Raw genomic sequence first — 11,916 nt, 5'->3', positions numbered from 1 at the left:
GGTCGAGGTCGGTTCTGGCCGGCCGCCTCGTGCCCGGCACCTAATTGGACGGTCTGCGGGGTCAAGGGGTGGTAAACCCCTTGAATCCCCTTCTTGTCCTTGTTGCACCCAAGCCCGCTTCTGTGTCAGGGAAACCGGCATGACCGGTTCCGATCGCAGCCACCCGTTCTTTGCCCTTCACGAGCACGGCTTCGTGCGCGTGGCGACCTCGACGCCGCACGTGCGGCCCGCCGACGTCGCCTTCAACCGCGATGCGATCCTGGCCGAGGCGCGCCGGGCGCACGAGGCCCACGTCGATCTCCTGGTCTTTCCCGAGCTGTGCCTGTCCGCCTACGCGATCGACGACCTGCATTTGCAGGGCGCGCTGATCGCGGCGGTCGAGGCCGCGCTGGCGGAGATCGTCGCGGCCAGCGCCGCGCTCTCGCCGGTCTTGCTGGTCGGCGCGGCGCTGGTGCACGGCTCTTCGCTCTACAATTGCGCGGTGGTGATCGCGCACGGGCGGCTGCTCGGCGTCGTGCCCAAGTCGTTCCTGCCCAACTACCGCGAATTCTACGAGAAGCGTTGGTTCGCGAGCGGCAAGGCGGTGCGCGGGGCCTCGATCGTGGTCGCAGGGCAGGAGGTGCCGTTCGGCGTCGACCTCGTTTTCGCCTCGGAAGTGCTCAAGGATTTCCGTTTCTTCGTCGAGATTTGCGAGGACGTCTGGGCGCCTACGCCGCCCAGCACGCTCGGCGCGCTCGCGGGGGCGACGATCCTGTGCAATCTCTCCGCCTCGAACATCGTCATCGGCAAGTCGGACGAGCGCCACGCGTTGTGCCGATCGCAGTCCGCGCGGACTTCTGCGGCCTATGTCTACTGCGCGGCGGGGCACGGCGAGAGCACGACCGACCTCGCCTGGGACGGACAGGGCATCGTCTACGAACTGGGCGAATGCCTTGCGCAATCGACCCGTTTCTCGCTCGAACCCGAACTGTGCGTGGCCGACGTCGATTGCGCGCGGATCGTGGGCGACCGCCTGCGCCTGCCGACTTTCGCCGACGCCGCCGAGCTGGCGGGCAACCCTTCGGAGTCTTTCCGTACCGTGTCCTTCCGCCATGCCCCGGCGCGCGGCGACATCGGCCTGGTGCGGCCCCTGCGGCGCTTCCCCTTCGTGCCCAACCGGCCCGAGAAGCTCGACGCGGACTGCTACGAGGCCTTCAACATCCAGGTCGATGGCCTGATGCGCCGGATCGAATCGACGGGCGCGAAGTCGATGGTGATCGGAATCTCGGGCGGCCTCGATTCGACCCATGCTCTGATCGTCGCCGCGCGCGCCTGCGACCGGCTTGGCCTGCCGCGTAGCTTCATCCGCGGCTACACGATGCCCGGCTTCGCCACCAGCGAGGGGACGAAGTCGAACGCGTGGAAGCTGATGACCGCGCTCGGCATCGCGGCGGCGGAAATCGACATCCGCCCCGCCGCGACGCGCATGCTCGAGGACATTGGCCACGCCTTTGCCGAGGGAGAGCCGGTCTACGACGTGACGTTCGAGAACGTCCAGGCCGGGCTTCGCACCGATTACCTGTTCCGCCTCGCCAGCCAGCACGACGGCTTCGTGGTCGGGACGGGCGATCTGTCCGAACTGGCGCTGGGTTGGTGCACCTATGGCGTGGGCGACCAGATGAGCCACTACGCGGTCAACGCGGGCGTGCCCAAGACCTTGATCCAGTACCTTATCCGCTGGTGCGCCGACGGCGCCGATTTCAGCGCCGAGGCGGGCGAGGTGCTCCACGCGATCCTCGATACGGAAATTTCGCCCGAACTGGTGCCGGCGGGCGCCGACGGCGCGATCCAGAGCACCGAGGAGAAGATCGGTCCTTACGCGCTCAACGACTTCTTCCTGCACCATGTGATGCGCTTCGGGCAGAAGCCCTCGAAGGTCGCTTTCCTCGCCTGGCACGCCTGGCACGATGCCGGGGCTGGCCAGTGGCCCGACGGGTACCCCGCCGACCGGCGCGTCGCGTACGACCTTGCGGTCATCCGCGCATGGCTGGAGAAGTTCCTGCGCCGCTTCTTCGCCTTCAGCCAGTTCAAGCGCTCGGCGATCCCGAACGGCCCCAAGGTTTCCTCGGGCGGTGCGCTCAGCCCGCGGGGGGACTGGCGCGCGCCGTCCGACGCCCGGGCGGACGTGTGGCTGGCCGAACTCGAGGCCAACGTGCCGCAGGATTGAAGGTAAGAGCGATCCGAGGGCCATTGCCCTCGGGCTTCCGGAATCGTCTGCCGCAGTGTGTGCCCGAGATGTCGGGTACGCACTGCGGCACAGGATACAGGGTCATGGGATGGTAAATCCCTTGAATTTCTTTGCCTTAGTCGCGCAGCTTCTCGATTTCCTGCGCGAGGTCCTTGCCGCGTCGCTCGTCAGTGGCGATGCGTTCGAGCACGTTGATGCGCTCGCGCAGCCTTGCGATCTCGTCCTCGAGTTCCTGCTCGTGGGGATCGCGGCGGCCCAGGGCTCGGCCCCGGCCGCGCTCTTCGCCGCGCTCATTGCCATACGAGGGCAGTTGCATCTTGCGCGCGCGCAGCCACGTCACGCAGCCGATCACGAACATGATGACAACGGCAGTCCAGAAACTCATTGGGTCGTCACCTCCGTAAGCTCGCCGGTCCGCAGCGCCTCGATCTGCCGCGCGATCGTGTCGGCGCTCTCGCCCTGCGTGGCTATTCTTTCGAGCACACGCACGCGCTTTTCAAGCTCGCTCTCGCTCTGGCGCATCGGCAGGGTGCCGGCGGCAAGCTCCAGCTTGCGTTCGAGGAAGCGCAGCCGCTGCTTGTAGGCGCTGGCCAGGATGGCGAAGACCGCGATGATCATTGTCATCACGGCGGCAAGGCCCATGAAGTCCCCGAAGCTCACTGGCGGGTTTCCTTCTCGAGTGTCGCGAGGGTGCGGGCCTCGCGCAGAGATTCGATCTGGCGGGCGACGTCGTAGCCCTGGTCGGTGACGATGCGTTCGAGCGCGGCGAGGCGGTCCTTTGCGGCGCTCATCTCGGCGCGCAATTCGGCGTTCTCCTGGGTGAGCAGCTGGACGCGCGCCTGCGCTTCGCCGTTATCCCTGGGGTAGATGCTCTTGCCCCAGGAATTCTCGAGCGGATATCCATGGCGCATGCGCAGCCAGTTGTTGAAGATCCAGCCACCCGTGCCGATCGCCGTGCAGATCGCGATGATGGGGGTCAGGTCCATAAGGAGGCCCGGGTCGAGGCTCATGGCCGCTCCTTTCAGTTGACCGTGGGGTCGGTGTCGGGGGCGCGCTGCTGCTCGACGTGGCGCTGGTCGCGCAGGGCCTCGATCTGCAGCGCGGTGTCGTAGCCGCCGTCGGTGATGATCCGTTCGAGCACCCGCACCCGCTCTTCGAGCTGGGCGTTGTTGTTGGCGTAGAGCGCGGCCTTCTCGGCGGTGGTATCGACCTGGATCTCGGCCATCTTGCGCTGGTGGCGGGTCCAGATCACGACGATCGGGATCGAGAGTGCGACGATGGGAATGAGTTCGGCAATGGCCATGGTCGGGTTGTCCTGAAAAGAGGGCCGGCTTCAGCGCAGGCTGTCGATTTCGGCGGCAAGGCGAGCGTTGCTGCCCGCGTAGTGCTGCTCCATCTCGGCGATGCGGCGGTCGATGTCGCTCAGTTCCCCGCGCAGGCGGTCGGTGCGGCCAAGGCCCGCCTTGCGCGCGCGGCGGCGTTCCATGCGGCGCAACAGGCGCTCTTCCTCGTGCGCGCTGTAGTCGCCCATCGGCCGCTTGTCGGCGATCAGCGCGACCGCGATGTAGATCGCGATCACCACCGGAAAGCCGAAGAGCAGCAGGAGCACGGCGCCAAGCCGGATCCACAGCGCATCGATGTCGGTGTAGTTGGCGATACCGGCGCACACGCCGGCGAGCTTGGCGTGTGACTTGTCGAGATAGAAATGACCGCGTGACACTGTTGTTGTCCCTTCCCTAGGATCGTCCAGGCAGGATGCGAGTTCCTGCTGCCCCCGGACCTTTCCCCTCCTCATGCCGAGTCGTGCCGAGGCGGGGATTTCATGACGGGCCTCGCGCGCGTATCCGGGTGTGCGCGGGCGGGCCCTGTTCGACGAGACTTAGGATTCGAGCGTGCCCGAGCCTTCCGAGCTGCCCGAACCCATCGACTTCTTCATCTGGGCGAGCTCGGCCTCGATCGAGTCCCCATCGGCCAGCGCCGCGATTTCATCGGCGAGCGTCGGCTGACGGCGATCGTCGCCGAGCGACATCGCTTCGGCGCGCCCTTCGGCATAGTCGACGCGGCGTTCGAGCTGGTCGAAGCGCGCCAGTGCCTCGTCGACGCGCTCGTTGGACAGCAGCGTGCGCAGGCGCACGCGGTTCTCGGCGCTCTTGAGCCGCGCGGCGATCGCGCTCTGGCGGCTGCGGGCCTCGCGCAGGCGGTTCTGCAGCTTCTCGATGTCCTGCTCGTAGGCGCGCAGCGAATCGTCGAGAATGGCGATCTCGCCGCGCAGCTGGTCGGCCATGTCGGCCGCCTTCTTCTTCTCGAGCAGCGCTGCACGGGCGAGGTCTTCGCGATCCTTGCTGAGCGCGAGCTGGGCCTTCTCGGCCCAGTCGGCCTGGAGCCGGTCGAGCTTGTCGACGTGGCGGCGCAGTTCCTTCTGATCGGCGATCGTGCGCGCCGAGCTGGTGCGCACCTCGACGAGCGTTTCCTCCATCTCGAGGATGATGAGCCGGATCATCTTGGCCGGGTCTTCCGCCTTGTCGAGCATGTCGTTGAAGTTGGCGGCGATGATGTCGCGGGTGCGCGAGAAGATACCCATGCTGGCGATTCCTTGTTGTGTCTGGCTCGGGTGGCGGAAGGTGTGCGGGGCGGCGTCGTGCGTAAAGGCGGCGTGGCTGTCGTTGGCGGCGTGCCAGGACGTGCGCCTGCGGGGCTTGACGCCATCTTCGCACGCACTTTGGCGCGTGTGAAGAATTTCGATTTCGGCGTCGAGACGGCTCATGCCAGCGGCGCTCCGCAGACCGGCGCGGCATAGGCCTTGGCGGGGCCGATGTGATCGGCCATCGCGACCAGGTTGAGCGCGCCCATGGCGAGCAGGCTGGCGATGATCGCCCAGTCGAGCTTGGTGCGGGCGAGGGTCGAAGGCCGCTTGGGGGCGGCATAGTCGGCTCCGGTCCGTTCAGGGCTGGCGTGGCGCAGCGGCATGACTTTGTTCCCCGTTGATTGGCGTGTTTCCACTATGGCGAGTGCATTGCAGGAGGCGTGCCAATTCGCACGAATGGCTCAATTGCAAGCTTTGCTAATTGACGTGCGTCGCCAGGCTAATTGCTGAATTGCCAATGAATGGTGAAATTTGCTAAGAGTTGGCAATGGATCGTGATGTGCAGTTCATCGGCCAGTCGGTGGCTTTTCTCGACGCGGTCGAGCGCGCCAGCCGTGCCGCCGGGATCGGTCGGCCGGTGCTGGTCATTGGCGAGCGCGGCACGGGCAAGGAGCTGATCGCCCAGCGCCTGCACCACCTCTCGTCGCGCTGGGGCGAACCGCTGGTCACGCTCAATTGCGCCGCGCTGCCCGAGACCCTGATCGAGGCCGAGCTGTTCGGCCACGAGGCCGGTGCCTTTACCGGCGCGACGCGCGCGCGGGCAGGTCGCTTCGAGGAGGCTGACGGTGGCACGCTGTTCCTCGACGAATTGGGCAATCTGTCGATGGCGGCGCAGGAGCGACTCCTGCGCGCGATCGAATATGGCGAAGTCACGCGGATCGGCTCCTCGCGTCCGGTCCTGGTCGACGTGCGCATCGTCGCGGCGACCAACGCCGACCTGCCGCGTATGGCGCAGGCCGGAACGTTCCGCTCGGACCTGCTCGACCGGTTGAGCTTCGAGGTGATCACGCTGCCACCGTTGCGCGCGCGCGAAGGCGATGTCTTCGAGCTGGCGGATTACTATGGGCGGCGCATGGCGGCCGAACTGGCCTGGGAGGGTTGGCCCGGATTCACGTCCGAGGCGCTCGGCGAACTCGAGGCTTATGGCTGGCCCGGCAATGTGCGCGAACTGCGCAACGTGGTCGAACGCGCGGTTTACCGTTGGGAATTGCCCGCAGAGCCGATCGCGGTGGTGGTCTTCGACCCTTTCCTCAGCCCCTGGGGGGAGGGACGGGACCAGGCACCCGGCGCGGCGGGCGGGCTCGTGCGCGAGCCTTCGTCCGAAGGTGGTCTGGCCTGCACGACCGCGCAGGATCCGGCCCCGCGGCTGGGTCCCGGGCACGCAGGCGACTTGCGCGCCGCGGTAGAGGCTTACGAGCGCGATCTGTTGCGCGCCGCGCTCGAGGCCAACCGCTGGAACCAGCGACGCACGGCCGGGGCGGTCGGACTGAGCTACGACCAGTTGCGCCATTGCATGAAGCGCCATGGGCTGGCGCTTGAAGCGGGCCGGATGCCGGACTGACGCGTGGCGGCGGGGCGCTGGCATGACGTCCGTCGGTGCGGGATGATCCTTGGCCGATCGCGGGTCGAAACCACCTGTTCAGGATGTCGCTATTCTGCAATCGAGCTAAGGGTAATTCCGGTGTCGTTGCGATTTTGCTACAGGTGTCCCCGTCCCGATGATCGAATGCTGCATGAGCCATGGCCGTTGAACTGGATCCAATCCACGCGCGCGCACTGCTGGAGGCACTGACCGACAAGCAGGTGGAAGTGCTCGACCGCCTCGTCCTGCACCGCACGACGAAGGAGATCGCGCGCGAGCTGGCGATCGCCCCCAACACCGTCGACCAGCGCCTCGCCGGGGTGCGCGAGAAGTGGGGGACGGCCAACCGCAAGGAAACCGCGCGCCATTACGCGCGGTTGCGTGACCTATGTGGAAAAACCACATGTGATTTTCCGGGTGTCGACGATCGGGCCGTCGAGGACGAAAGTCTCTTCCAGGACTTGCCGGATACGCCCGACTTCGTTCTCTCCGACGCGCGCCCCCTGGCAGGCATTCCGGAGTGGATCGAGGATGATCGCGGGGCTTCGTTTCCGGTGGGCCTGGAGGCTTTCGACCGCAGGTTCGGACGGATCGGCCGTATCGGCGCGATCTTCGTCCTGGCGCTGATGATGGCGATGACGCTGGCGACTTCGCTGGCGATCGCCAGTGCGCTGGGACGCCTGATCTGATGTCGCTCGATCCGGCGCGGGCCGGCTCCTGGGCCTTCGTGGTGACATTCCGGCAGGCTGCGGGCCGGTCGGAGAGCGCCGCCACCTCGATGGGGCGGTGACCGGAGACGACGACATGACCATGACCCCTGAAGTTGCCAGCCTGCGTATCGGTCGTTCCGTGAAGTCGGTCGAGGACGCGATGGACGAATTGCTTGCCCGTTCGGGCGACCTCCTTGCCGAAATGGCCCGCGCCCGCGTCGAGACCGGCGAGGCGGCGCACGCGGGGCATCGCCCGATGATGCGCGTGGCGGCGATGCAGCGCAACCTCATCTCGGCGCGCTCGGAGCTTCTGCGTGCCCACGCCGACCTGTCGAATCTCGCCGAATCGATGGGGATCCCGGTCGAGGGTTGCCCCGAATCGGCCAGTCTCGACGCCGGCGCGGACCGGGACGAAGCCCTGACATGCCTTGCGTGATGCGAGTGCGTGATGCGGCGCGGGGGGCATTCTGACCTTCGCGCACATCTTTCTTCCACTCTTCTTCGTGCTTCTGGTCGTCAGCCCGGGGCTTGCGGCCTTCAAGGGCGGGGAGCCGGAGCGCTGGGGTGGCCTTATCATCCTGGGGATGTGGGCGGTGCAGTCGGTTGGGGCTTTCATGCTGCCCAGCCGGTACACGGTGGTCGATCCGGTCGCGTTCCTGTGCGACCTCGTCGGAACGATCGGCTTTAGTATCATCGCCGTTAATGCAAGGAGGGTCTGGCCATTATGGGCAGCCGCACTGCAATTGCTCAGTCTGAGTGCGCATTTTGCACGTTGGGCAGATCTCGCCATCCCGAGCATCGTCTATGCCCTGATGCGGGATGGGCCCACGTTCTTTGCGATGGTTGCGTTGCTGGCAGGGACGGTCGGGCACATCGTGCGGATGCGTCGCAAGGGCGAGGACTCCGCCTGGCAGACCTGGGGGACGAGCTCGCCGGCATCCGACCGCTGAGCCGGGCCTTTCCGCCCGCGCTCGCGCGGTGCCTGGGGCGCTTGCGCCACGAGGTGCTCGTCGCTGTCTATGTCGACGAGGGCGGCCATGCCTTGGGGGATATTGTGCTGGACAGCGGCGGGGGCGACTGGATCGGCGGGCGCTACCGCACGGTTCTCGAGCCGGCCTTGCGGCTGGGCGCGCATGGCTTCCTGCTGGCGCACAACCACCCCTCGGGGGATCCGCGTGCGAGTCGCGCCGACATCCGCGCGACACGCGCCCTCGCGGCGCTGGCGCGCGCACTCGACACCGAACTTGTCGACCATCTCGTGGTCGGCGGTGGGGAAGTGACGAGCCTGCGCGCGGCCGGCCTCGTCGAGGTGCCTGCATGGCGCCGCGTGGTTGACAGGCTTCCCGGGGGAGTGGAGCGGCGGCGCAGGGCCGCCTGAACGAATTGCGACCTTCGCCAGGCCCGGACTTCAGACGCACGGGCCTGGTGGAGCTCATGGGGGAGTGATGACCTGCCGTTCCGCGGCTTCGGCCGGTGGGCGGCAGGTCACGCTTCGTGGCGACGGGGAGCTTCGTGCACCCCGTCGCCCTTTTTCTCCGGCGGCGAGCCCGGGCGGTGCTGCCATCGTGCCCCAGGGCTATGCCGAGGCCCGGCTTGCGGGGCATCCGCGAGCTCTTCGGGAGGTTGCCCTTGCATCTTTCGCCAATTGCGCTTATTTGCACCTCATCCCGACATTGGTGAAACATGGATCGGGCTGGCGCCGGACAGGGGCCGGCGCGAAACCGCGTTTCCCGATGCGTCTTTACCGCGAATCGCCGGTCGGTGATTCGCCCGATTTTTTTACCGGAGTTCCGTTTGGCCGATATCGCGCGCATCACCGAAGTCATCGAACCCGAGGTCAAGGCCCTCGGATTCGATCTCGTGCGCGTGCGCCTGTTCGGCAAGAGCGAGGTCGGTGACGACGAGATCGCGCTGCAGATCATGGCCGAGAACCCCGCGACCGGGCAACTCGTGCTCGACGACTGCGTGGCGCTCTCGCACCGTATCTCCGATCGCATGGACGCGCTCGAGGAAGCCGGCGACGTGCTGATCGAGGAAGCCTACCGTCTCGAGGTCAGCTCGCCGGGCATCGATCGTCCGCTGACCCGCCCGAAGGACTACGCCAAGTGGGCCGGGCACGAGGCGCGCGTCAACCTGAACGTGGCTGTCGAGGGCAACCGCAAGGCGCTTCACGGCGATCTCGTGGGCATCGAGGGGGACGCGGGCGCCGAGACCGTCACGCTCGAGGACAAGAAGTCGGGCCGGGTCTCGTTCCCGCTCGGCGACATTCATTCCGCCAGGCTCGTCCTTACCGACCGCCTGATCGCAGCCACCCGTCCGCTGGATACCAGCGGTGCGGACGACATTCTTGAGGAACAGGAAGACTAAGCCATGGCCAGTGCGATTTCCGCCAACCGCGCCGAGCTGCTCGCGATCGCCAACGCGGTCGCCTCGGAGAAGATGATCGACAAGGCGATCGTCATCGAGGCGATGGAAGAAGCCATCCAGAAGTCGGCCCGCAACCGCTACGGCGCCGAGAACGACATCCGCGCCAAGCTTGATCCGCGCACCGGCGACTTGCGCTTGTGGCGCGTCGTCGAGGTGGTCGAGGAAGTCGACGACTACTTCAAGCAGGTCGACCTCAAGCAGGCCCAGAAGCTCGACAAGAACGCGAACCTGGGCGACTTCATCGTCGATCCGCTGCCCCCGGTCGACCTCGGCCGCATCGACGCGCAGTCGGCCAAGCAGGTGATCTTCCAGAAGGTCCGCGACGCCGAACGTGATCGCCAGTACGAGGAATTCAAGGACCGCGCCGGCGAGATCATCACCGGCGTGATCAAGTCGGTCGAGTTCGGCCACGTGATCGTCAACCTCGGCCGCGCCGAGGGCGTCATCCGCCGCGACCAGCAGATCCCGCGCGAGGCGGCCCGCGTCGGCGAGCGCATCCGCGCCATCGTGCTGCGCGTCGAGCGCCAGAACCGTGGTCCGCAGATCTTCCTCAGCCGCGCGCACCCCGACTTCATGAAGAAGCTGTTCGCGCAGGAAGTGCCCGAAATCTACGACGGCATCATCGAGATCAAGGCCGCCGCCCGCGACCCGGGTTCGCGCGCCAAGATCGGCGTGATCAGCCACGACCACTCGATCGACCCGGTCGGCGCCTGCGTCGGCATGAAGGGCAGCCGCGTCCAGGCGGTCGTCCAGGAAATGCAGGGCGAGAAGATCGACATCATTCCCTGGAGCGAGGACACCGCGACTTTCGTCGTCAACGCGCTCCAGCCCGCGACCGTCAGCCGCGTCGTCATCGACGAGGAAGAGAGCCGCATCGAGGTCGTCGTGCCCGATGACCAGCTTTCGCTCGCCATCGGCCGTCGTGGCCAGAACGTGCGTCTTGCCTCGCAGCTCACCGGCTCGCAGATCGACATCATGACCGAGGCCGAGGCTTCGGAGAAGCGCCAGAAGGAATTCACCGAGCGTTCCTCGATGTTCGAGACCGAACTCGATCTCGACGAGACCCTCTCGCAGCTGCTGGTGGCCGAAGGCTTCACCGAGTTGGAGGAAGTCGCCTACATCGACATGAGCGAGCTCGCCTCGATCGAGGGCCTCGACGAGGAACTTGCAGAGGAACTCCAGAACCGCGCGCACGAAGCGCTCGAGCGCCGCGAGGACGCGTTCCGCGAGGAACGCCGCGCGCTGGGTGTCGAGGACGCGCTGGCCGAGCTGCCGCACCTCAATGAGGGCATGCTGGTCGTGCTCGGCAAGGCGGGCATCAAGACGCTCGACGACCTCGCCGATCTCGCCACCGACGAGCTCATCGCCAAGAAGCGCACCGAGCAGCGTCGCCGCGACGGTTCGGTCAACCGTCGCGCCCGCGACGAGGACAAGGGCGGCGTGCTGGGTGAATACGGCCTCAGCGAAGAGCAGGGCAACGAGATCATCATGGCGGCCCGCGCGCACTGGTTCGACGAGGACGACGCGGCTGAGCCGGCTGCCGAGCCCGTAACCGAGGAGGCCGCCGATGCGGAATCCTCGCAATGAGCGCGTAAGCTCCGACATCGATAGCACCGGGGCGGAGAGGACATGCATCCTCTCCGGCCGGAAAGGTGCGCGCGAGGACTTCATCCGTCTGGCGATCTCGCCCGATGGCCTGGTCCTTCCCGATATCCACGCACGTGCCCCCGGGCGCGGGGCGTGGATCGGCGTTTCGCGCAGCGCTCTTGAAAATGCGGTCGCGAAGGGCAAATTAAAGGGAGCGCTGGCGCGCGCCTACAAGGGCGCGCCGCTGTCGATCCCCGAGGACCTGGCCGAACGCATCGAACAGGCTCTTTCCCGGGCGCTGACCGACCGCTTCGGCCTCGAACTGAAATCCGGGCGCCTGCTGATGGGCTCGGACCGAATCGCGCAGAACGCCCGCGAGGGCAAGGTCGCCTGGCTCGCCCATGCGGCCGACGCCAGCGCGGACGGTTCGCGCAAGCTCGACCAGGCCTGGCGCGTGGGGCGCGAGGAAGAGGGGTCGGGTCTGCAGGGAACGCGCTTGCCACTGGACCGCGACGCGCTGTCTGTGGCATTGGGCCGCGACAACGTGGTGCACCTGGCGCTCAACGATCGCGGCGCGGCCCAGAGGGTCGACGTGCTGCTGAAGCGCCTCCTGCAGTTCCAGGGGCAGGATCCACCGGACACGGGGGATGCCGATAGACAAGATGGCGAAGGGCCGGCCCGCGATGCTGTGCCCGTGACGAAACCCGATCTGGGTCGGGCACAAGCAATAGAGATTTGA

At 66.8% G+C, this 11,916-nt stretch carries 16 protein-coding genes; 9 read left to right on the top strand and 7 right to left on the bottom strand.

Translation table 11 applies throughout. The features are described 5' to 3' along the window. Window positions 1-139 precede the first annotated feature (139 nt). Window positions 140-2,206 (top strand): NAD(+) synthase, encoded by a 2,067-nt coding sequence (locus HT136_RS15650; protein ID WP_214200742.1) that lies wholly within the window; start codon window positions 140-142, stop codon window positions 2,204-2,206. A 136-nt stretch (window positions 2,207-2,342) separates the two neighbouring features. Here HT136_RS15650 and HT136_RS15645 read toward each other — a convergent pair whose 3' ends face one another. From HT136_RS15645 to HT136_RS15615, 7 genes are all read right to left on the bottom strand, one after another. After that, on the bottom strand, window positions 2,343-2,612 hold the full coding sequence (locus tag HT136_RS15645; RefSeq protein ID WP_214200741.1) for a hypothetical protein: 270 nt from the start codon (window positions 2,610-2,612) through the stop codon (window positions 2,343-2,345). Continuing rightward, window positions 2,609-2,887 (bottom strand): hypothetical protein, encoded by a 279-nt coding sequence (locus tag HT136_RS15640; protein ID WP_214200740.1) that lies wholly within the window; start codon window positions 2,885-2,887, stop codon window positions 2,609-2,611. Before HT136_RS15640 ends, HT136_RS15645 begins: the two co-directional genes overlap by 4 nt. After that, the gene (locus tag HT136_RS15635; RefSeq protein WP_246543769.1) at window positions 2,884-3,237 is read right to left on the bottom strand and encodes a hypothetical protein; all 354 of its coding nucleotides are present in this window, start codon (window positions 3,235-3,237) and stop codon (window positions 2,884-2,886) included. Before HT136_RS15635 ends, HT136_RS15640 begins: the two co-directional genes overlap by 4 nt. An 11-nt stretch (window positions 3,238-3,248) precedes the next feature. Beyond that, window positions 3,249-3,530, bottom strand: a complete 282-nt coding sequence (locus HT136_RS15630) for a hypothetical protein (protein WP_214200739.1) — start codon at window positions 3,528-3,530, stop codon at window positions 3,249-3,251. Window positions 3,531-3,560: 30 nt separating this feature from the next. Further along, on the bottom strand, window positions 3,561-3,947 hold the full coding sequence (locus HT136_RS15625) for a PspC domain-containing protein (protein WP_214200738.1): 387 nt from the start codon (window positions 3,945-3,947) through the stop codon (window positions 3,561-3,563). Between the two features lie 159 nt (window positions 3,948-4,106). Next, complete coding sequence (gene pspA / locus HT136_RS15620) at window positions 4,107-4,991, bottom strand: phage shock protein PspA (protein WP_214200737.1); 885 nt, start codon at window positions 4,989-4,991, stop codon at window positions 4,107-4,109. Continuing rightward, window positions 4,988-5,194, bottom strand: coding sequence for a hypothetical protein (locus HT136_RS15615; protein WP_214200736.1), 207 nt, complete (start codon window positions 5,192-5,194; stop codon window positions 4,988-4,990). The genes pspA and HT136_RS15615 overlap by 4 nt, the downstream gene beginning before the upstream one ends. 164 nt (window positions 5,195-5,358) lie before the next feature. Between HT136_RS15615 and pspF the strand changes: the two genes are divergently transcribed. From pspF to HT136_RS15575, 8 genes are all read left to right on the top strand, one after another. Further along, complete coding sequence (pspF, locus tag HT136_RS15610; protein WP_214200735.1) at window positions 5,359-6,432, top strand: phage shock protein operon transcriptional activator; 1,074 nt, start codon at window positions 5,359-5,361, stop codon at window positions 6,430-6,432. A 179-nt stretch (window positions 6,433-6,611) separates the two neighbouring features. Continuing rightward, window positions 6,612-7,142: a LuxR C-terminal-related transcriptional regulator gene (locus HT136_RS15605; protein ID WP_214200734.1), complete on the top strand. Its 531-nt coding sequence runs from the start codon at window positions 6,612-6,614 to the stop codon at window positions 7,140-7,142. Between the two features lie 115 nt (window positions 7,143-7,257). Continuing rightward, window positions 7,258-7,599 (top strand): hypothetical protein, encoded by a 342-nt coding sequence (locus HT136_RS15600; RefSeq protein WP_246543768.1) that lies wholly within the window; start codon window positions 7,258-7,260, stop codon window positions 7,597-7,599. 67 nt (window positions 7,600-7,666) lie between these two features. Next, entirely contained in the window at window positions 7,667-8,113 is a 447-nt protein-coding gene (locus HT136_RS15595; RefSeq protein ID WP_214200733.1) for a hypothetical protein, read from the top strand. Then, on the top strand, window positions 8,071-8,541 hold the full coding sequence (locus HT136_RS15590; protein WP_485020547.1) for a JAB domain-containing protein: 471 nt from the start codon (window positions 8,071-8,073) through the stop codon (window positions 8,539-8,541). Before HT136_RS15595 ends, HT136_RS15590 begins: the two co-directional genes overlap by 43 nt. Before the next feature lie 416 nt (window positions 8,542-8,957). After that, on the top strand, window positions 8,958-9,530 hold the full coding sequence (gene rimP, locus HT136_RS15585) for a ribosome maturation protein RimP (RefSeq protein WP_214200731.1): 573 nt from the start codon (window positions 8,958-8,960) through the stop codon (window positions 9,528-9,530). A gap of 3 nt (window positions 9,531-9,533) precedes the next feature. Beyond that, window positions 9,534-11,177 (top strand): transcription termination factor NusA, encoded by a 1,644-nt coding sequence (gene nusA, locus HT136_RS15580; RefSeq protein ID WP_214200730.1) that lies wholly within the window; start codon window positions 9,534-9,536, stop codon window positions 11,175-11,177. After that, window positions 11,158-11,916 (top strand): DUF448 domain-containing protein, encoded by a 759-nt coding sequence (locus HT136_RS15575; protein WP_214200729.1) that lies wholly within the window; start codon window positions 11,158-11,160, stop codon window positions 11,914-11,916. Before nusA ends, HT136_RS15575 begins: the two co-directional genes overlap by 20 nt.

This window comes from Novosphingobium profundi (assembly GCF_018491765.1).
GTDB lineage: Bacteria > Pseudomonadota > Alphaproteobacteria > Sphingomonadales > Sphingomonadaceae > Novosphingobium > Novosphingobium profundi.
The sequence above is the reverse complement of the archived record's forward strand: the minus strand, read 5'-3'. Positions and strand labels throughout refer to the sequence as shown.